This is a genomic window from Streptomyces sp. NBC_01439, from assembly GCF_036227605.1.
GTDB lineage: Bacteria > Actinomycetota > Actinomycetes > Streptomycetales > Streptomycetaceae > Streptomyces.
In genome coordinates this window covers 4579127-4599435 of sequence record NZ_CP109487.1, presented here as the reverse complement: position 1 = coordinate 4599435, position 20309 = coordinate 4579127, and the positions used below count along the sequence as shown (strand labels likewise).

Annotated in this window: 19 protein-coding genes and 1 pseudogene; 4 read left to right on the top strand and 16 right to left on the bottom strand. The window is 71.3% G+C overall.

Going from position 1 to position 20309, the window contains the following annotated elements; genetic code table 11:
- Positions 1–41: 41 nt before the first annotated feature.
- The 5 genes from OG207_RS20540 to OG207_RS20520 form a co-directional block, all read right to left on the bottom strand.
- The gene (locus OG207_RS20540; protein ID WP_329099939.1) at positions 42–2447 is read right to left on the bottom strand and encodes an excinuclease ABC subunit UvrA; all 2406 of its coding nucleotides are present in this window, start codon (positions 2445–2447) and stop codon (positions 42–44) included.
- A 55-nt stretch (positions 2448–2502) separates the two neighbouring features.
- Positions 2503–2919, bottom strand: coding sequence for a VOC family protein (locus OG207_RS20535; protein WP_266594534.1), 417 nt, complete (start codon positions 2917–2919; stop codon positions 2503–2505).
- Positions 2920–2929: 10 nt separating this feature from the next.
- Entirely contained in the window at positions 2930–3349 is a 420-nt protein-coding gene (locus OG207_RS20530) for a helix-turn-helix transcriptional regulator (RefSeq protein ID WP_329099937.1), read from the bottom strand.
- A 163-nt stretch (positions 3350–3512) separates the two neighbouring features.
- On the bottom strand, positions 3513–3953 hold the full coding sequence (locus OG207_RS20525) for a hypothetical protein (RefSeq protein WP_329099936.1): 441 nt from the start codon (positions 3951–3953) through the stop codon (positions 3513–3515).
- A 512-nt stretch (positions 3954–4465) separates the two neighbouring features.
- On the bottom strand, positions 4466–4996 hold the full coding sequence (locus OG207_RS20520) for a GbsR/MarR family transcriptional regulator (protein WP_329107753.1): 531 nt from the start codon (positions 4994–4996) through the stop codon (positions 4466–4468).
- 84 nt (positions 4997–5080) lie between these two features.
- Between OG207_RS20520 and OG207_RS20515 the strand changes: the two genes are divergently transcribed.
- Both OG207_RS20515 and OG207_RS20510 read left to right on the top strand, forming a co-directional pair.
- Positions 5081–5974, top strand: a complete 894-nt coding sequence (locus OG207_RS20515) for an ABC transporter ATP-binding protein (protein WP_329099935.1) — start codon at positions 5081–5083, stop codon at positions 5972–5974.
- Positions 5971–7600, top strand: a pseudogene (locus OG207_RS20510) (ABC transporter permease). The gene OG207_RS20515 and the pseudogene OG207_RS20510 overlap by 4 nt, the downstream one beginning before the upstream one ends.
- On the opposite strand, the gene OG207_RS20505 reads toward OG207_RS20510, so the two are convergent.
- From OG207_RS20505 to OG207_RS20455, 11 genes are all read right to left on the bottom strand, one after another.
- The gene (locus OG207_RS20505) at positions 7597–8805 is read right to left on the bottom strand and encodes a cytochrome P450 (protein ID WP_329099934.1); all 1209 of its coding nucleotides are present in this window, start codon (positions 8803–8805) and stop codon (positions 7597–7599) included. The pseudogene OG207_RS20510 and the gene OG207_RS20505 sit on opposite strands and share 4 nt — an antisense overlap.
- 29 nt (positions 8806–8834) lie before the next feature.
- Positions 8835–9494, bottom strand: coding sequence for a response regulator transcription factor (locus OG207_RS20500; protein WP_329099933.1), 660 nt, complete (start codon positions 9492–9494; stop codon positions 8835–8837).
- A complete protein-coding gene (locus OG207_RS20495; protein ID WP_443072722.1) occupies positions 9491–10768 on the bottom strand; it encodes a sensor histidine kinase in 1278 nt (425 codons plus the stop codon). The genes OG207_RS20500 and OG207_RS20495 overlap by 4 nt, the downstream gene beginning before the upstream one ends.
- Before the next feature lie 149 nt (positions 10769–10917).
- Positions 10918–11589, bottom strand: coding sequence for a response regulator (locus tag OG207_RS20490; protein WP_030383691.1), 672 nt, complete (start codon positions 11587–11589; stop codon positions 10918–10920).
- On the bottom strand, positions 11586–12905 hold the full coding sequence (locus tag OG207_RS20485; RefSeq protein WP_329099929.1) for a sensor histidine kinase: 1320 nt from the start codon (positions 12903–12905) through the stop codon (positions 11586–11588). The genes OG207_RS20490 and OG207_RS20485 overlap by 4 nt, the downstream gene beginning before the upstream one ends.
- A 22-nt stretch (positions 12906–12927) precedes the next feature.
- Positions 12928–14130: an acyltransferase family protein gene (locus OG207_RS20480; protein WP_329099928.1), complete on the bottom strand. Its 1203-nt coding sequence runs from the start codon at positions 14128–14130 to the stop codon at positions 12928–12930.
- Entirely contained in the window at positions 14123–15178 is a 1056-nt protein-coding gene (locus tag OG207_RS20475) for an alpha/beta hydrolase (protein WP_329099927.1), read from the bottom strand. Before OG207_RS20475 ends, OG207_RS20480 begins: the two co-directional genes overlap by 8 nt.
- A 222-nt stretch (positions 15179–15400) precedes the next feature.
- The gene (locus OG207_RS20470) at positions 15401–16051 is read right to left on the bottom strand and encodes a LysE family translocator (RefSeq protein WP_329099926.1); all 651 of its coding nucleotides are present in this window, start codon (positions 16049–16051) and stop codon (positions 15401–15403) included.
- Positions 16052–16056: 5 nt separating this feature from the next.
- A complete protein-coding gene (locus tag OG207_RS20465) occupies positions 16057–16446 on the bottom strand; it encodes a nuclear transport factor 2 family protein (protein ID WP_329099925.1) in 390 nt (129 codons plus the stop codon).
- 128 nt (positions 16447–16574) lie between these two features.
- The gene (locus OG207_RS20460; protein WP_329099924.1) at positions 16575–17156 is read right to left on the bottom strand and encodes a MarR family winged helix-turn-helix transcriptional regulator; all 582 of its coding nucleotides are present in this window, start codon (positions 17154–17156) and stop codon (positions 16575–16577) included.
- Positions 17149–17778, bottom strand: coding sequence for a type 1 glutamine amidotransferase family protein (locus tag OG207_RS20455; RefSeq protein ID WP_329099923.1), 630 nt, complete (start codon positions 17776–17778; stop codon positions 17149–17151). The genes OG207_RS20460 and OG207_RS20455 overlap by 8 nt, the downstream gene beginning before the upstream one ends.
- 179 nt (positions 17779–17957) lie before the next feature.
- Here OG207_RS20455 and OG207_RS20450 point away from each other — a divergent pair, with 179 nt between their 5' ends.
- Together OG207_RS20450 and OG207_RS20445 are read left to right on the top strand one after the other, a co-directional pair.
- Positions 17958–19319, top strand: coding sequence for an aspartate aminotransferase family protein (locus OG207_RS20450; RefSeq protein WP_329099922.1), 1362 nt, complete (start codon positions 17958–17960; stop codon positions 19317–19319).
- A gap of 258 nt (positions 19320–19577) precedes the next feature.
- Positions 19578–20243, top strand: a complete 666-nt coding sequence (locus tag OG207_RS20445; RefSeq protein WP_329099921.1) for a GntR family transcriptional regulator — start codon at positions 19578–19580, stop codon at positions 20241–20243.
- Positions 20244–20309 lie beyond the last annotated feature (66 nt).

Below are 20309 nucleotides of genomic sequence, written 5' to 3'. Positions count from 1 at the left end.
CTGCCACCGGCAGCGGCCCCGCAGGTCCGGGGAGGTGCCGGTCAGGCGCCGACGTACGCCGCGAGGTGCTCGCCGGTGAGGGTGGAGCGGTCCTCCACGAGGTCGGCCGGGGTGCCCTCGAAGACGATCCGGCCGCCGTCGTGACCGGCGCCGGGACCGAGGTCGATGATCCAGTCGGCGTGCGCCATGACCGCCTGGTGGTGCTCGATGACGATCACCGACTTCCCGGAGTCGACCAGCCGGTCGAGCAGGCCGAGCAGCTGCTCCACGTCGGCGAGGTGCAGGCCGGTGGTCGGTTCGTCGAGGACGTAGACGCCGCCCTTCTCCGCCATGTGGGTGGCCAGCTTGAGGCGCTGCCGCTCGCCGCCGGACAGCGTCGTGAGCGGCTGGCCGAGGCTGAGGTAGCCGAGCCCGACGTCCGCGAGCCGGGTGAGGATGCGGTGCGCGGCGGGCGTGTGCGCCTCGCCCGCGCCGAAGAACTCCTCGGCCTCGGTCACCGACATCGCGAGCACCTCGCTGATGTCGCGGCCGCCGAGGTGGTACTCCAGCACCGACGCCTCGAACCGCTTGCCCTCGCACTCCTCGCAGGTGGTCGAGACGCCGGCCATCATCGCCAGGTCGGTGTAGATGACGCCGGCGCCGTTGCACGTGGGGCAGGCGCCCTCGGAGTTGGCGCTGAACAGGGCCGGCTTCACTCCGTTGACCTTGGCGAACGCCTTGCGGATCGGGTCGAGCAGCCCGGTGTAGGTCGCCGGGTTGCTCCGGCGCGAGCCGCGGATCGCGCCCTGGTCGATGGAGACCACGTCCGCGTCGGGGGAGAGCGACTTGTGCAGCAGCGAGCTCTTGCCGGAACCGGCGACGCCGGTGACGACCGTGAGCACCCCGAGCGGGACGTCGACGTCGACGTCGCGCAAGTTGTTCGCCGTGGCTCCGCGGATCTCCAGCGCGCCGGTGGGCTTGCGCACCGACGGTTTGAGCTTGGCCCGGTCGTCGAGGTGGCGGCCGGTGATGGTGCCGCCGGAGCGCAGCCCCTCGACGGTGCCCTCGTAGCAGACGGTGCCGCCCGCGGTGCCCGCGCCGGGGCCGATGTCGACGACGTGGTCGGCGATCGCGATGGTCTCCGGCTTGTGCTCCACGACGAGCACGGTGTTGCCCTTGTCGCGCAGCCGTAGGAGCAGGTCGTTCATGCGCTGGATGTCGTGCGGGTGCAGGCCGATGGTGGGCTCGTCGAAGACGTAGGTGACGTCGGTGAGCGAGGAGCCGAGGTGGCGGATCATCTTGACGCGTTGCGCCTCGCCGCCCGACAGGGTGCCGGAGGCCCGGTCGAGCGAGAGGTAGCCGAGGCCGATCTCCACGAACGAGTCGAGGGTGAGCTGCAGTGCGGTGAGCAGCGGGGCGACCGAGGGCTCGGCGAGGCCGCGCACCCACTCGGCGAGGTCGCTGATCTGCATGGTGCAGGCGTCGGCGATGCTGATCTTCTTGATCTTCGAGGACCGGGCGCCCTCGCTGAGCCGGGTGCCCTCGCACTCGGGACAGACGGTGAAGGTGACCGCCCGTTCCACGAAGGCCCGGATGTGCGGCTGCATCGCTTCCTTGTCCTTCGACAGGAAGGACTTCTGGATCTTGGGGATGAGGCCCTCGTAGGTGAGGTTGACGCCCTCGACCTTGACCTTGGTGGGTTCCCGGTAGAGGAAGTCCTGCATCTCCTTCTTGGTGTACTCGCGGATCGGCTTGTCCGGGTCGAGGAAGCCCGACTCGGCGTAGACCCGCACGGTCCAGAAGCTGTCGGACTTCCAGCCGGGGATGGTGAACGCGCCCTCGGCGAGCGAGTTGGAGTCGTCGTAGAGCTGGGTGAGGTCGATGTCGGAGACCGAGCCGCGGCCCTCGCAGCGCACGCACATGCCGCCGGTGCGGGAGAAGGTCGCCTTCACGGTCTTGGTCTTGGCGGCGCCGCGCTCGACCGTGATGCCGCCGCTGGCCCGGACGGAGGCGACGTTGAAGGAGTAGGCGCTGGGCGGGCCGATGTGCGGCTTGCCGAGCCGGCTGAAGAGGATGCGCAGCATGGCGTTGGCGTCGGTCGCGGTGCCGACGGTGGAGCGGGGGTCGCCGCCCATGCGCTGCTGGTCGACGGTGATCGCGGTGGTGAGTCCGTCGAGTACGTCGACTTCGGGGCGGGCCAGCGTGGGCATGAAGCCCTGGACGAAGGTGCTGTAGGTCTCGTTGATCATCCGCTGGGACTCGGCGGCGATCGTGTCGAACACCAGGGAGCTCTTGCCCGAACCGGAGACTCCGGTGAACACCGTCAGCCGGCGCTTGGGGATCTCGATGCTGACGTCCTTGAGGTTGTTCACGCGTGCACCGTGCACGCGGATCAGACCGTGGCTGTCGGCAGCGTGCGGCGTCTGCGGTGCGGGCGACGTGGGGTCCGGCTCGGTGGCCCTGCTCATCGTGTCTCCATCTCTCGGGCGGGCCGCCTGCGCGGACTCCTGCGGCAGTCGGCGGTCAGGACTTACGGGGCTGGTTGAAGCGCAGCATGTTGCCCGCCGGGTCCCGGAAGGCGCAGTCGCGGACGCCGTACGGCTGGTCGACGGGCTCCTGCAGCACCTCCCCGCCGGCGGCCCGGATGTGTTCGAAGGTGGCGTCGACGTCGTCCGTGGAGAAGATCACGCCGCGCAGCAGGCCCTTGGCCAGCAGCTCCGCCATGGCCTGCCGGTCGGCCGCCGAGGCGCCCGGGTCGGCGAGCGGCGGTTCGAGGACGATCTCCACGTCCGGCTGGGTGGGGGAGCCGACGGTCACCCAGCGCATCCCTTCGAACCCGACGTCGTTGCGGACTTCCAGGCCGAGCACGTCGCGGTAGAAGGCGAGCGCCTTGTCGTGGTCGTCGACTGCGATGAAGCACTGCGAGAGGTTGATGTCCATGCCGTCGACGCTACGAGGAGGGTGCGGATTTCGCTTCTCCGATCCTGACCGGTCGCGTGTGGATCTTGGCGACGCAGGCCGGGATCGCCGCGCCGTCGTCGTGGTTGCGGGCCCGGTAGGCGCTCGGGGTCTCGCCGACGAGCTCGGTGAAGCGCGAGCTGAAGGACCCCAGCGAGGTACATCCGACGGCGAAGCAGACGTCCGTCACGCTCATGTCGCCGCGTCGCAGCAGCGCCTTCGCGCGCTCGACGCGGCGGGTCATGAGGTAGCTGTACGGGGTTTCCCCGAAGGCGGTGCGGAAGCTGCGGGAGAAGTGTCCCGGCGACATGAGGGCGACGTTCGCGAGTGCTTGGACGTCCAGTGGCTCCGCGTACGCGCGGTCCATCATGTCCCGGGCGCGGCGCAGCCGTACCAGGTCCTCCAGGTTCATGCGTTCCAGCATGGCACGCGGGAGGTTTTCCGTCTGCGGGTATCGGTGCTTCCGGATCTTTTGCGCGGGGACGGCGCGCGGACCGGCAGACCGTGGCCGCAGGGGCCCCGAACGGCGGCGCCACCAGGCGCATCGCTCTGCGCCGGGTGTTCTGCACGACCCTTCAGGTCGTCTTCGACCACACGTAGAGGGTGCCCGTCACGGTCGGATCACCGCCGTTACTGGCTGCGATGTGCTCGATCACCGCCATGGCGATGGCTCCCCGGTCGGTGACGGAGCAGAGGGAGGCCCCTACAACGATCCCTCTAGCCTCCCGGTCGGCGATCCTTGTCATGTTTACGGGGCCCAGGCCGGTGTTGGCCGCGGCCTTGCACGAGGCGAAAGACTGGGGGGTGCTCTTCCGCAGGATCCCGACCGTGGCCTGGGGCATCGCCCGGAGGTGGTAGTCGCAGCTTTCGTTCCAGTAGAGGAGTTCCGCGCCCCCCGCTTCGACTTCTGTCGGCCTGGTGACGTTCTGCGGCACGACGATCCGGCTCTGGCCTGTGTCGAGGTCGGTCAGCTGTTCCTCGAAGTTGGTGCACTGGCCGGGAGTGATGCCGAACATCGTCTGGTTCAGCGTGTACCCGGCGGGGGACGCGAGGTCGGCCGCGGGGGGTGACGTCTTGGAAGGTAAGGGTGAGATCGAGGGGGGAGGGGCGATGCCGGACGTCGGCGGAGAGGTGCTCAGGGCGGGACCGTTCGCCTGGCTCCCAGGAGAGCTGTTGCCCGTAGTCGCTACCGGCGCCGGCGGAGCTTTGGTCGCAGGCGCCGGGTTGTTGGTGGTGGTGACGAAGACGCTGGCCGCGATGCCCGCAAGAGGAACGACGATCCCCGCGACCCACCAAGCCCAGCGGGGAGGTCCGGGGCGGGGAGGTTCGGTGGGTGTGGGTACGGTCGGAGCGTAGGCCGGTCTCGGTGGCACACCTGGCGTCGGGTCTGTCCCCATGTCCCCTCCGGACGACGCAGCTGACGGAGGATCACCATAGTCATCCTCGGCCGGGGTGATCGAGGGCTTTGTGCTCCGTGGGCCGCCGAATCCTTGCCGGCTCGGGCCTGCTCGAGCAGGCCCGAGCCGGCTCAGCCCAGGCCGATCGTCGCCTTGTGGGCCCGCCAGCGGTCCATGAGGCCCAGCATCTCGCCCTGCATGAACTCGAAGAAGGCCGCCGTCTCCGCGACGCGCGCCCCGGCGCGGGAGTCCGTACCGAGGGTGGCCGCCCCTTCGCGCAGGGTCTTCTCCCACAGGGTCAGGACCTGGTCGCGGCGCGTGAAGGTCTCGTACCAGAGCTCGTTGTGCAGCACGTACCGGTCGCGGCGCGAGCCCGGTTCGCGTTCGCGGCTGACCATGTTGACCTGGGTCAGGTAGGACACGGCGCCCGACACCGCGGCCGGGCTGATCTGCAGGGCCTCGCCCAGTTCCGCCGAGGTCATCGCGCCGCCGTCGCTGGCCAGTAGCTGGGCGAAGACGCGCGCGGCCATCCGCTGCATCCCGGCCTCGGTCAGCTGCGCGGCGAACCGCTCGACGAAGCGGGAGACCCCGTCCCCGTCCCGGGTGCCGGCGGTGCCCGCACCATCGGTTCCCGCATCGGTCCCCGCGTCCACATTCACCATGTCGTCTGCCACCTTCCCGATTTTACGCGATTCCTGAGATTCTCAAGCTTCACAAATTTGTGAAACTAGCGTACGTTCGGAAGTATGACGAAGGCAATCAGCGTTGCCGGCCTCCACAAGGCATTCGGCCGCACCCGCGCACTGGACGGACTCGACCTCTCGGTCACCACCGGCGAGGTCCACGGCTTCCTCGGCCCGAACGGTGCCGGCAAGTCCACCACCATCCGGGTCCTGCTGGGTCTGCTGCGCGCCGATTCCGGCGCCGCCGAGCTCCTCGGCGGCGACCCCTGGGCCGACGCGGTCGCCCTCCACCGCCGCGTCGCCTACGTCCCCGGAGACGTCACCCTGTGGCGCAACCTCTCCGGCGGCGAGGTCATAGACCTCTACGGACGACTCCGCGGCGGCCTCGACCGGACCCGGCGCGCCGAGCTCGTCGAGCGGTTCGAGCTGGACCCCACCAAGAAGGGGCGCACGTACTCCAAGGGCAACCGGCAGAAGGTCGCCCTCGTCGCCGCCTTCGCCTCCGACGTCGAACTGCTCGTCCTCGACGAACCCACCTCCGGCCTCGACCCGCTGATGGAGGAGGTCTTCCAGGACTGCGTCACCGAGGCCCGCGCCGCCGGACGCACCATCCTGCTCAGCTCGCACATCCTCAGCGAGGTCGAGGCCCTCTGCGACCGGGTCAGCATCATCCGCAACGGCCGCACGGTGGAGACCGGCACCCTCGCCGAACTCCGCCACCTCACCCGTACGTCGATCAGCGCCGAGCTCGCCGGCCCGCCGAACGGCCTCACGCACCTGCCGGGCGTGTACGACGTCCAGGTGCAGGGGCTGAAGGTCCGCCTGCAGGCCGACACGGACAAGTTGGACGCGGTGCTCCGCTCCCTCACCGCGTCCGGGCTGCGGTCGCTGACCTCGACCCCGCCCACCCTCGAAGAGCTCTTCCTGCGCCACTACACCGAAGAGGCGTCCCGATGAAGAACCAATTGGCCGGTACCGGGGCGCTGCTGCGACTCGCCCTGCGCCGCGACCGCGTGATGATGCCGGTGTGGACCCTGGTCACCACGCTCATGGTCGTGAGCATGCCCGGCTCGCTGGGGAGCGTGTACGCCACCGCCGCCGAACGCGCCCGGGCCGCCGCCTCGATGAACGCCAACGGCTCGATGCGCGCCCTGTACGGACCGGTCTTCGGTGATTCGCTCGGCGCCCTGACCGCCTGGCGGGGCGGTGTCTACGCCGCCGTCCTCGCGGCCGCCATGAGCCTGATCATCGTCGTCCGACACACTCGCGAGGAGGAGGAGACGGGCCGTCAGGAGCTGCTCTCCGCAGCGATGGTGGGCAGGCGTGCCCCGCTGACCGCCGCCCTGCTCACTGCCTTCGTGGCCAACGCCTGTATCGCCCTGTTCGTGGCGGGTGGTCTCGCGGGGCAGGGCGTACCGGGCGCGGTCGCCCTCGGCCTGGCCGTCGCGGCCACCGGGACGTTCTTCGCCTGCACGGCAGCCATCGCCGCCCAGCTGACCGAGAGCGCCCGCGCCGCCAAGGGGATCACGGCTGCCGTGCTCGGCGCCGCCTTCGTCCTGAAGGCCGCGGGCGACGCCGGTACGGGGGGGCGGGAGGTCGGCCCTGACCTGGGCCTCGCCGCTCGGCTGGGTGGAGAACGTACGGGCCTTCGCCGCCGAACGCTGGTGGGTGCTCCTCCTGCTCGCCGCCGCCACCGCGGTGCAGGCGGGCGCCGCGTACGCCCTGGCCGGGCGCCGTGACCTGGGCATGAGCTTCCTGCCCTCACGGCCGGGGCCGGCCGAGGGGCGCCTGGGCACGGCGGGTGCGCTGGCCTGGCGGCTGCAGCGCGGCAGCGTGCTGGGCTGGGGCGCGGGCTTCCTGATCGCCGGCGTCGTCTTCGGCGGGATGGCGGACGGCGCCGCGGACCTGGTCGGCGACAACGACCGGACCCGCGAGATCATCGAGCGGATGGGCGGGCAGGGCGGGCAGGGCGGGCAGGGCGGGTCGGGCGGGGCGGGTGCGCAGGTCGCGCAGGGTGCGCTCACCGATGCCTTCCTCGCCACGATGACCGGCATGTTCGGCATGGTCGCCGCCCTGTACGCAGTCTCCTCCGTGCTCCGCCTGAGTGGTGAGGAGTCGGGCCGGCGCGCGGAACCGCTGCTCGCGAACGCGGTCGGCCGGCTGCGCTGGGCCGGCGGCCACCTGGCCGTGGCCTTCGGCGGCTCGGCGCTGATCCTGCTGTTGGCGGGCCTCGGTCTCGGCCTCGGGCACGGCCGCGAGCCGGGTGCGGCGATCGGCGCCGCGCTCGCCCAGCTCCCGGCGGTGTGGCTGATCGGGGCGCTGGCGGCGCTGCTGTACGGCGCGGTTCCGCAGTACGCGGCGGCCGCCTGGGCGGTGGCCGGGGGTGTGCTGGCCCTGGGCTGGATCGGCCCGGCGCTGAACCTTCCGCAGGCCGCCCTGAACCTCTCGCCCTTCGCCCACCTGCCCCGGCTCCCGGGAGCGCAGGCCATGGACCCGGCGCCGCTGCTGGTGCTGACCGTGCTGGCGGTGGCCCTGACGGCGGCGGGCCTCGGCGCCCTGCGCCGCCGCGACATGGTCGCCTAGAACTCCACCAGCATTCGCTCCAGCCCCCGAATGACGTACCCGTCCCGCCACTGCGGCTCCTCGACGAGCCGCAGCGGCGGGACTCCGTCCGCCAGGAGGGCCCCGAAGGAAGCCTCCAGCTCCCGCCGCGCCAGCGGCGCGCCGAGGCAGTAGTGGATCCCGGCCCCGAAGGTCAGGTGCGGGTTGTCGGCCCGTACGAGGTCCAGCGCGTCGGGATCGTCGAAGCGCGCGGGATCCCGGTTCGCAGACCCGAAGAGCAGCGCGACCTCGGCACCGCGGGGGATGACGGTGTCACCGATCCGGATGTCGTCGAGCACCCAGCGCTCGAACATCTGGAGGGGAGTGTCGTAGCGCATGAGTTCGTCCACAGCTGTGGACAACTTTTCGGGATCGCGGTTCGCACGGAGCGCGGCGAGCTGATCGGGGTTGCGGAACAGCGCCCACCACCCGTTGACGGTCGTGTTGACGGTGGCCTCGTGCCCGGCGTTCAGCAGGAGCACACAGGTGGAGATCATCTCCTGCTCGCTGAGCCGCCCCTCCTCATCGTGGGCGGCGATCAGCCCGGAGATCAAATCCTCCCCCGGGCGGCTCCGCCGCTCGGCGATCAGCCCCCGCAGGTAGGCGCTGAACTCGATGCTCGCCCGCACCGCGCGCCGCGCCGTCTCCTCGTCGGGCCGGAGCTCGAACATCCCGCAGATGTCCGCCGACCAGGGCCGCAGCAATGTGCGGTCCGCCTCGGGCACGCCCAGCAGTTCCGCGATCACCGCCACCGGCAGCGGCTCGGCGACGACGGTGAGTAGATCCCCGCCCCCGTCCGCACGCAGCCGCCCCACCAACTCCCCGGCCATCCGCTGCACCGCGGGCACGAGCTGCTCCACGGTCCGCGGGGTGAAGGCCTTCGCCACCAGCCTGCGCACCCGCGCGTGCGCGGGATCCTCCAGGTCCAGCAGGCCGTTGCCGTTGAGCACGTGGAAGGGCTCGTGCTCCGGCGGCGGCGCCTCGCGGCCGAACTCCTCGTGTGAGAACCGGTGGAGGTAGGTCCGCCCCAGCCGCCGGTCCCTCAGCAGCGCACTCACATCCGCGTAGTGCGGCACCAGCCACTGCCCGGTGGCCTCGCACCACACGGCCCGCCCCTGCTCCCGCAACTCCTTGTACGCCGGATACGGATCGGCGACGAACGCGGCATCCCACGGATCAAAACCCATCCCTGCACCCTAAACGCAGCCGCGCCCGATCAGGCGGGTGTCACCAAGCGGGTCTCGTACGCGTACACGGCCGCCTGTGTCCGGTCCCGCAGGCCCAGCTTGACCAGGATCCGGCTCACATGGGTCTTGATGGTGGACTCGGCGACGACCAGCCGGTCGGCTATCTCCGCATTGGACAGCCCCTGCGCGATCAGTACCAGCACCTCCGTCTCCCGCTCCGTCAGCTCCCCCGCACCCGACGGGTCCGCCAGCTTGCGGGCCTGGGATATCTTCGAAAATTCCACGATCAGCCGCTTGGTCACCGACGGCGCCAGCAGGGCCTCCCCGGCAGCCACCACCCTTACCCCGTCAGCCAGCTGACGGGCCGACGCATCCTTGAGCAGGAACCCGGAGGCTCCGGCCCGCAGTGCCTGGTACACGTACTCGTCGAGGTCGAAGGTCGTCAGGACCAGCACCTTCGCGTCCGTGTCGGCGGCCACGATCTCCCGCGTGGCCTCCAGCCCGTTCATCCGCGGCATCCGGATGTCCATCAGCACCACATCCGGCTGCAACGCCGCCACCTGCTCGATGGCCTCCCGACCGTCAACCGCCTCGCCGACCACCTCGATGCCGTCCATCGCGTTCAGCAGAACGGAGAACCCCTCGCGCACCATCGCCTGGTCGTCGACGATCAGGACCCTGATCGTCATACCGTCCCCTCCCGCGGCTCCGGTGCCGACTCCGCACGGTGGGGCACTGGTATGAACACCGCCACCTCATACCCGCCCGCCGACGTCCGGCCGGCCGTCATCTCACCCTCCAGCATCGCCACCCGCTCCCGCATGCCGGTGATTCCGTGCCCGGCCCCCGGCGAGGGCCGTGCGTCCCCGGTCGCCCGGTCGTTGACGATCCGTATGCCCAGGCCGCCCAGCACATAGGAGACCTCTACCTCGGCTGCGGCTCCCGGCGCGTGCCGCAGCGTGTTGCTGAGGGCCTCCTGAACGATGCGGTACGCCGACAGCTCCACGCCCTGCGGCAGCTCCCGCACCGAGCCCGTGATCGTCTTCTGCACGCTCAGGCCGGCATCCCGCACATTGGCCAGCAGCCCCTCCAGCGAGGCCAGCGTCGGCTGCGGGGCGTCCGGGGCCTCGTAGTCCGCGGAGCGCACCACACCCAACACCCGCCGCAGCTCCGTCAGGGCCGCCACCGCGTTCTCCCGGATGGTGACGAACGCCGCCTCCAGCTCCGGCGGCGGGTTCTTCACCCGGTACGGCGCGGCCTCCGCCTGGATCGCCACCACCGACATGTGGTGGGCCACCACGTCGTGCAACTCCCGCGCGATCGTGGTCCGCTCCTCCAGCAGCGTCCGCTTGTCCCGCTCGACGGCCGTAACCTCTTGCTGCGCGCTCACCTCGGCCCGGGCATCGCGGCGTATCCGGATACTGCTGGCAATCACCAGGGCGAAGGCCGAGGCCACCGCCATTTCGGGCAGGTTCGACCCCCAGCGGCCGTTGAACAGCACGGAGATCACGGTTCCCAGCACGAGGGTGAGCGCCCACATCCAGGCCGCCACCCGGGGCCCGGTCCGCAGCGTGACGAGGAACATGACCACGATGTACGCGAAGAAACTGCTTTCGGTCCACGGCCAGTTGTAGCCGCCCCCGATACCGGCCGTCACCACCGTCATCGCGATGGCCGCCCACCAAGCGCCGACCGGCCGCACCAGTGTCATCAGGACCGGGGTCGCGGTCAGCACCGCCATGGCGATCGGCCCCAGGTCGCCCCAGGCCGCCGACTGCGTGTTGAGCGCGACCATTCCGACGAAGAAGGCCAGGAACCCCACCGCCGCATACCGCCGCCACGGCGCGTACCGGCGCAGCACCCCGGGAAGTCGGCGCACGAAGCGCCCGGAGGTCTTCGCCAGCGGCAGCGGCCGGTAGGCGAAGGCATCGGTGACGAGATCCCGGCGAAGGGTCGCTATCACCTCCGATGCCACTCGGAACTCAGGTGCCCGGGATGTCCCCCCGGTGGTCGTCTCGGTCATACACACCACCGTAGGTCCGTACCGCCCTCGTCCGCGTCGCCGCTGATGGGGATTTCCCGGGGTCCCTCTCAAGTACTACGAGGGTCCGTTCAATAGCCCGTCGGGCGGATCAGACCCGTCTCGTACGCGAACACCGCCGCCTGCGTGCGGTCCCGCAGACCCAGCTTCACCAGGATCCGGCTCACATGCGTCTTCACCGTCTGCTCGGCCAGCACCAGGTGCTCCGAGATCTCGGCGTTCGACAGGCCCTGGGCGATCAGCGACAGCACCTCCGTCTCCCGCTCGGTCAGTGCCTCGATCCGGGCCCGTGACGGCGCGCGCGGCGCTCCCAGCCGGGAGAACTCCGTGATCAGCCGCTTCGTGATGTTCGGCGAGAGCAGCGCCTCGCCGGCCGCCACCACCCGCACCGCCTCGGCGAGCTGGTCGGCCGACGCGTCCTTGAGCAGGAACCCGGAGGCTCCGGCCCGCAGCGCCTCGTACACGTACTCGTCGAGATCGAAGGTGGTCAGCACCAGCACCTTCACCGCGGCGTCCGGTACCGCGGTGATGACGGACGTGGCCTCGATCCCGCCCATCCCGGGCATACGGATGTCCATCAGCACCACGTCCGGGGCCAGCTCGGCCACCTTCGCGACCGCGTCCGCCCCGTCCACCGCCTGCCCGACGACCTCTATGTCGGGCTGCGCGTTGAGAAGCACGGTGAAGCCCTGCCGGACCATCATCTGGTCGTCGGCGATCATCACCTTGATCGGGGTGCTCATGAAGCCCTCTTCGTCTCGGAGTCGGGGACCGCGGGCATGTCCTGCGGGTCCATCGGGAGTACGGCGCTCACCTCGTACCCCCCGTCGGGGCGCGGGCCGGCGGCCAGTTCGCCCCCCAGCATGCCCGCCCGCTCCCGCATCCCCAGCAGCCCGTGCCCCGCACCGGGCGAGGGCGGGGCCGGCCGGGTCGGGGCGCTGTTCGCGACGCACAGGTGCAGATCACGTGGCCCGTACGCGATGCCCACCTCCACCCGTGAACCGGGCGCATGACGAAGAGCGTTGCTCAGCGCCTCCTGCACGATCCGGTACGCGGTGAGCTCCACGCCCGGAGTCAGCGGTCGCCGTATCCCCGCGATCTCGGTCGTGACGTCCAGGCCGGCCCCCCGCACGTTGTCCACGAGGCCGTCGAGCTCGCCGAGGGTGGGCTGCGGATGATGGGGGTTCGCGGGGTCGTCTGGCCGTTCGGACCGCAGCACGCCCAGCACCCGCCGCAGCTCCGTCAGCGCCTCCAGCGCGTTCTCCCGGATGCCGGCCAGGTTCTCCTTGAGCTCCTCGGACGGGTTCTCCACCAGGTGCGGGGCGACCTGCGCCTGGATGGAGATCACCGACATGTGGTGGGCGACGACGTCGTGCAGTTCCCGGGCGATCCGGCTGCGCTCCTCCAGCAGGGCGCGCCGGGCCCGCTCCTCCTCGGTGAGGGTCTCCTGCCGGGCGAGTTTGCCGTGGGCGAGGCGGGTGGCCCGCAGGGCGTAACCGAGGATCCCCACGAACGCGAAGAGGAGGGTCACGCCGCCGATGATGGTCTGGCTCTGCGGCGGCCTGAGGACGATGTCGGCCAGCCCGTTGAGGGTGAGCGTGATGCCGATGACCGAGGCGGTCACCCGGGGCGGCACCCGCAGGGCGACCATCAGAATCACGGGCGCGAGCGTGAACGGCCCGGCGGGCGTCCAGGGCCAGGACTGCCCCGGGCCGACATGGCCGTGGATGGCCCAGGCGACCAGGCCGGAGGCGACGAGCCCGAGCCACCAGGCGGCGATCGGCCGGAACATGCTGAGCACGACGGACGCGGAGGTCAACAGTGACAGCACCACCAGGGCCGAACCACGTACCTCGTAATGGTCGTTCATCACCATCGCGGTGAGGACACCGCAGGGAATGGCCACGTAACAGAGGACCGCATGCGGCAGCCATGCCAGCCAGCGTGGCCGCGCCATCCTCGGCAGGGGGTCCCGCCGCAGGGTGAACAACTCCCGGGCCAGGCCGAGCGGCAGGCGGATGCGGACGTCGGCGGCAGGTGGCTCGGTCTGCTGGTTCACGCCGTCCAGGCTAAGGCGGGCGCTAGACATGGTTGATCTCCTCGGCGGGGTCCGTCCTGGGGCGGGGGACCGCGGCAGCACGGGCGGTACGGGACGGCTTCGAACGGCCGGTGGCCTGTTCGTGGATGCGGAACGCGGCCCAGCAGAGCGACAGCGCGGCGGCGAACACCGGCAGCCACAGCAGCCGGGCTGCTATCCAGCCGGCCGAGTCGGGCACCGTGTGCAGCCCGGGCAGGTCGGCCGAGACCAGCAGTCCGAGGGCGGTGACGGCCATCATGGCGGTCTGGTGCCACAGGAAGACGGTCATGGCGGAGAGGTTCACCAGGGCGACCTTCGCCCAAGCCGTCGGCCGTCGCATGGCCCGGGCCAGCGGGTCGCGCACCAGGAGCGCCAGCCCGCACTGGGCCAGCCCGAAGGCGGCCGCAGCCAGCGTCGGCGGGTTCAGGTTCGATACGGCGGCCCCGGGGACACCCACCATCGACGCCGGGTACCCGCCCCAGAGGATCAGCGCGGCCGTGGCCAGGACGCCCGCGCCGAGCAGGAGCAGCGCCTGGTCGCGCCGGACGAACGCTCCGCGGGACCAGGCGGCGCCCAGGGTGAAGGGGACGAGCCAACCCGCGGCCACATTGACCCAACCGATCCACTCGGGGCCGTCCAGTCCGAAGCGCCACATGTCGACGGCGGCCACCACGGCCAGTGGCCACAGCGGGCTGAGCCGGGCCACGAACGGGGTCGCGGCGGTGAGCGCTGCGAATACCAGCAGGAACCACAGCGGGGAGAGCACCAGTTTGACCAGCGACCGGACGGTGGCGAACTCCGCCCCGCCGATCAGCATCCCTGCGGCGACGACCGTCCAGAGAACCAGCACCGCGGCGACCGGACGGAACAGCCGCCCCAGTCGCTGCCGGGCCCACGCGCCGTGCGAGAGCCCGCGCTCGCGCGCCGACGCGTACCCACGGGCGGCGACATGACCACCCACCAGGAAGAAGACGGACAGCGTCTGGAACACCCAGGACACCGGGGCCAGCCACGGCATGTGGGCCAGCGGACTGGTGGTGCTCAGACCGCCGTCGCGTGCGGTCAGCGCGGTGACCAACCAGTGGCCGAGGACCACGCCGAGGATCGCGAAGGCCCGCAGCGCGTCCACGGCCCGGTCACGGTCGTTCGGGGTGGCGGCGTCGATGCCCGCGGCCAGGGTGGACCACCGGGCCCGGAACTCAACCATGGTCGGCCTCCGATGAGGTGGTGGTGCCCAGGACGATGGAGGCCAGGCCGTCGAGGGATTCGGTGCCCGGCTTGAGGTAGTCGCTGTGCCCGACGGCGCCGGCGGTGAAGGACCGGGCCCCGAAGGCGGGGTCGACCGGGTCGGTGCCGAAGCCGATCCCGCCGAACCGCACGTGCGGGACGTTGCCTATCCAGTCGCCGCTGCCCCGGCCGGCCCAGACCCGGGCCCGGGTCGGCAGCTCACGGGCGGATCCGGCCCCGGTGCCCGGGCTGCCGAACAGCACCATGTCGCTGACCACGGACCCGGTAGCCGTCCGGGCGCAGACCACGGAGCCGTAGGAGTGGCACAGCAAGGAGAGCCGGGCGCCGGGTCCCGATATGTTGCGCAACCGCTGCAGGAAGGGGGCAAGTTCGGCAGCGGCCGCGTCGGCGCGGTCGGCGCTGAGGACGGTGGTGCTCACCGTTCCGGGGGTGTCGTACCCGAGCCAGGCGACCACGGCGGAGCGTGGATGCTCGGCTTGCAGGCGCTGCTGGAGGGAGACGGCTCCGGCCCGGAACCGCTCGTAGGTGTCCAGGGTGGTATCGGACCCGGGCACCAGGACGGCGACCCGGTCGGCGCTCTCCAACTCGCCGAACACCTCGACGGCGCGGCCCCTGCCGCGGCCGTCGAAGGTGAGGAACCGGGCTGCTCCGTCCGACCCCATGACGCGCAGCCTGGCCGCCCGGCCGGGGCGGTCGGCGTCCTCGGCGGTACGGGCCGCCTCGGCGAGGTTGGCGCTGTTGGCGGCGTACCGGCTGTGGGGGGTGGCGTCCTCGGAGAACGTGGCGGGCGCGGGAGCCGGGACGTTCGGGGAGGCCGCGGCGGACACAGGGACCACCACGGCCGCGGCGACCAGTGCGGCCAGCAGGCCGCGGCGCAGCCGGCCACCACCGGACCCCGCCCTGCCCGTGGAGAGCGCCGTGCCCGACCCGCAGGTCCTTCCGAAGGTCCCTGCCTGCGCCCCCGCCCCTGCCTGCGCCCCCGTCGCCGTCCCCGTCCCCGTTGCCATGGTCCTCTTCCTTCGGTTGCCGGAAGAGCCGTGAACGCTCTTCTCTGCTACCGAAGTTAGGAATCCGGGCCCGTGGTCGGCGTCACGCCATGGAGCCGTGTTCGCACTTGGCTCTCAGGTATGACGGGGGATACCTAAGAGCCAGGAGCACGACCGTCACGACGTCACGACGTCACGACGTCGTGACGTCGTGACGTCACGACCATCACTGCGCAACGACCATCACGTCGTCGCCACCCGCACACCGAAGCCGATCAGGACGACACCCGTCGTCCGGTCCAGTGCCCGCCGGACCCGCGGCCGCGCGAAGAACCGCCCGGCGCGCGACAGCACGTACACGTACGTACCCAGCCAGACCACCGTCAGCAGCACATGGAGCAGGACCAGCAGCGCCATGCCGACCGCCGGGCGCAGGCCGGGCGGGGCGAGGGCGGGCAGCAGCCCCGTGTAGAAGACGGCGATCTTGGGATTGAGGACGTTGGCGACCAGACCGGTCCGCCAGGCTCCGCCGCCGCCCGTTCCGGGCCGTACCTGCGCGCGCTCCTTGCGCTCCCCGGGCTCCCCGCGCTCCCCGGGCTCCACCGACCCCGCCCCCGGCCGTAGCAGGGCCCGGACGCCGAGCCAGCACAGATACGCGGCACCTGCCAGTTTCACCACCAGGTACACCTCGGCCGAGGCGGCGAGCAGCGCAGCGAGCCCCGCCACGGTGAGGGCGCCCCAGATCAACAGCCCGACGGCGATCCCGGCGACGGTGCGCAGCCCGTCACCGCGCCCCCGGGTGATGGCCCGTTTAGTAACGATCGCCATGTCCGGGCCGGGGACGAGGGTGAGGAGCGCCAGGATGCCGGTCGCGCCGAGAAGAGCGGTGAGCACGCGGCTCAGTCTGCCACCAGGGGTTCGACGTACCCCGCCCGCCAGCGGGGTGCCGGGTCCTGGCCGGGGCTGGTCCAGTACTCCCTCGCCCCCACGATCTCCCCGTCCCGCACGGTCCAGAGGGAGACGGCCCGGTAGACGACGTGGTCCTGAGGTATCTCCACCTCGGTGACCACGAGGTTCCCATCGGCCAGGATCCGCAGCAGTTCCACGGATCTCTCGTCCGAGTAGCCGTCGTCGCTGTTCACGGCTATGAAGTTGGCGCGCCCCACGATGCGCTCACCGCTCACGGGCCATTCGATGACCGCGTCCTCGGCGATGAGCCCGGCCACGCCGTCCCAGTCACGTGCCTCGATTCGCTCCCACAGTTGTGCCACTACCTTCAACGGCTCCATGTGCCGCAGTGTCCGACAGCCCCGTTATACGTAACAAGCTTTGCTTGCAGGCTTATTGACTTCGACACAATCGTTCGCCGCGGGCCTGCGCGGCGTGGGCACGGTGCCGCGGGCGGTGTCGTCCGGGCTCATTCCGGCGCGGATGCGGAAACGGCGGTGGACGGTGTGGCGGACTCCAGCGCGTCCAGTGCCGTGGCCAGCCGTTCCAGTGCGCGGACCGTCTCCGCGAAGGCGGCGTCGCCCAGCTCCGCCGTGAGGCGGGCCGCCAGAGCCGCGTGCCCCGGGCCGATCCGGTCCACCGCGCCCCGTCCGTCCTCCGTGGGACGCAGCAGTTTCGCCCGCCGGTGGGCGGGGTTCGGGGCGTATTCCGCCAACCCCTTGGCGACCAGCAGGTCCGCGATGCGCTGCACGCTCTGCCGGGTGATGCCCATGTTCCGGGCGATGCCCGCGACGGGCAGCGGCTCCCGCAGTACCGCGCCCAGGACCTGCCACCAGGCGGCCGTCAGCCCGGCCGGCTTGGCCAGCTCTTCCGAGATGGCGAGGAACTGGCCGTTCAGCCGGAACACCCCGAGCGCGGTGCGGCTCAGCAGGTCCTGCTGGGTACGGGCGTCCGTGAGGTCCCCCGGCCCGCCGAGGTCCCCCAGGTCGGTCGGGCCCCGGGCGGCCCCAGGGTCCCCGGCGGGCAGCAGCTCGTGCGTCGCCTCACGCATCGCCGGCCGCCGATGCCGCCATCAGGACCGGGTACGCGCTGACGTCCGAGTCGTGGAAGAGCCCGTACCAGGCGTCCAGGACGTCCGGCTTGTAGACGTCCAGACGGGCGAAGACCTCGCGGGCGAAGGCCACCGGCTCCGTCGGCCCCGCCGTGATCAGGTTGCCGTCGGTCACCGCATCGGCCTCGACGTAGCGCTCGGCGCCCCCGTAGCCGGGCTGCTCGGCGAGGTAGAAGGAGGCGGCGCTGGTGTGGGTCCGGCCGTCCAGCAGCCCCTCGCGGGCGAGGCCCGCGGTGGCTCCGCAGATCGCCGCGACCGGCACTCCGGCGGCCAGGAACTCCCGCGCCTTGGCCGCGAACGGCGCCAGGTCGTCGCTCGTGTCCCACAGGGACGCGCCCGTGAGGATCAGCAGCGAGGAGTCCTCCGGTCGCAGGTCGGCCAGGGCCAGGTCGGGCTGGATGCGGACGCCGCCCATGGTGGTGACCGGCTGCGCCGCGCTCGGGCCGACCGTGCGCACGGTGTGGCCGCGCTGGGTGAGGTGCGCGGTGGTGTGGCCGGTCTCCCAGTCCGCGTACGTGTCGTAGACCGCGAGGTGGACGGGCTTGCGCGGGGTCTCGCTCATGGTGCTTTCGCCTCCAGCGTGGTTCCTGCTCTATGACAATAGACTGTCATAACGACAGGATGCTGTCAATCCAAGGGAGGGGTTGGAGCCCCCTCGCAGACAGACTGCCGAGAGCGGCCCCCCACCCCCATACAGTCCGCCGATATCCCGCTCCACCTGCGCACTTCTAGCGTGACGACATGACCCCTCATGTCACCCCGCACACCCTTGCCACCGTGAAGGACGCAGATCGGAAGCATGTCTTCCACTCCTGGTCCGCCCAGGCCCTGATCGACCCCCTCGCCGTCGCCGGGGCCGAGGGGTCGTACTTCTGGGACTACGAGGGCAAGCGGTTCCTCGACTTTTCCTCCCAGTTGGTCAACACCAACATCGGCCACCAGCACCCCAAGGTCGTCGCCGCGATCCAGGAGCAGGCCGCCCGGCTCTGCACCCTCGCGCCCGGCTTCGCCGTCGACGTCCGCTCCGAGGCCGCACGCCTCATCGCCGAGCGGACCCCGGGCGACCTGGACAAGGTCTTCTTCACCAACGGCGGCGCCGAGGCTGTCGAGAACGCCGTGCGCATGGCCCGTCTGCACACGGGTCGCGCCAAGGTGCTCTCCACCTACCGCTCCTACCACGGGGCCACCGCCGCCGCGATCAACCTGACCGGCGACCCGCGCCGCTGGCCCTCCGACACGGCCGCCGCCGGCGTCGTCCACTTCTGGGGCCCGTACCTCTACCGCTCCGCCTTCCACGCCACCACCGAGGCCGAGGAGTGCGCCCGCGCCCTCGCCCACCTCGCCGACACCATTGCCTTCGAGGGGCCGCAGACCATCGCGGCGATCATCCTGGAGAGCGTGCCCGGCACCGCAGGCATCATGACCCCGCCCGCCGGCTACCTCGCGGGCGTGCGCGAGCTCTGCGACCGCTACGGCATCGTCTTCATCCTGGACGAGGTCATGTCGGGCTTCGGCCGCACCGGCAAGTGGTTCGCGGCCGACCACTGGGGCGTCACCCCCGACCTGATCACCTTCGCCAAGGGCGTGAACAGCGGCTACGTCCCGCTCGGCGGCGTGGCCATCTCGGCCGCCATCGCCGAGACCTTCGCCACCCGCCCCTACCCGGGCGGACTCACGTACTCCGGCCACCCCCTGGCCTGCGCCGCCGCCGCCGCGACGATCAACACGATGGAGGAGGAGGGCATCGTGGAGCACGCCGCCCACCTCGGTGAGAACGTGATCGGCCCGGCCCTCGCCGAGATCGCCGAGCGCCACCCCTCGGTCGGCGAGGTCCGCGGGCTGGGCGCCTTCTGGGCCCTGGAACTCGTACGGGACAAGGAGACGCGCGAGCCGCTCGTGCCGTACAACGCGGCCGGCGCGGACAACGCGCCGATGGCCGAGTTCGCGGCGGCCTGCAAGGCGTCGGGCCTGTGGCCCTTCGTGAACATGAACCGCACCCACGTGGTCCCGCCCTGCAACGTCACGGAGGCGGAGGCCAAGGAGGGCCTGGCCCTGCTGGACGAGGCGCTGACGGTAGCCGACCGCCACACCACGGCCGGCTAGACCCGCCCGCCCGGAGGGAACGGGTCCGGTCAGCCATCCGCCCCGCACCGGATCCGCACCCGATCCGCATCTGCCCCCGCACCGGATCCGCACCCGATCCGCATCTGCCCCCGCACCGGATCCGCATCCGGCGCCCGCATCGACATCCGCACCCGGGCGCCGGGTGCGGACGTCGGATATCGGTTAGCTACCGATCGGTTTTCAGCCGCGCTGTCTGGCCTATGGTGTCCGGAGCTCTACGACAGGAGACGGACCCCTATGCCAGGCAGCGGAGCTGTCACCCGCAACACGCTCCGCCAGCAGATCGCGGACGCGCTGCGTGACGAGGTGCTCGCGGGACGCCTGCCTCCGGGGACCGAGTTCACCGTCAAGCAGATCGCCGAGCAGTACGAGGTCTCCGCGACCCCGGTGCGCGAGGCGCTCGTGGACCTCTCGGCCCAAGGGCTGCTCGAACTGGTCCAGCACCGCGGCTTCCGGGTGCGGGTCTTCTCCGTGGACGACTTCCGGGGCATGGTCGAGGCCCGCTCGCTCGTCGTGGACGGGATCTTCCGCCGCCTCGCCGAGCGCGGCACCACCCCCGGCTCCGCCGAGCTGCTGGTGTCGGTGCGCCGCCGGGGCGAAGAGGCCCGACGGGCCGCGCAGAGCGGTTCGCTCGAAGTGCTGATCGGCTACGACCTGCGCTTCTGGCGGGAGTTGAGCGGGCTGGTCGCCAACACCTACATCTCCGAGTTCTTGCACCGCATCCGCGTGCAATGCTGGGTCTTCGCCGTCCCCCACCTCCAGCGCGAGCCGCAGCTGCGGGCGGCGCTGTGGGACGGCCACAGTGACTTGGTGGACGCGGTGACGCTGGCCGACGCCGACGCGGTGCGCGGCATCGTGCACGGCTACAACGAGCACGCGCTGGCCTGGGCCGCCCGCCTCTGAAGGTCGAGGTTCTGCGCACCCCTTCGCGGAGGGTGTCCGGCCCACTACGCTGGCCGGATCGGCGAC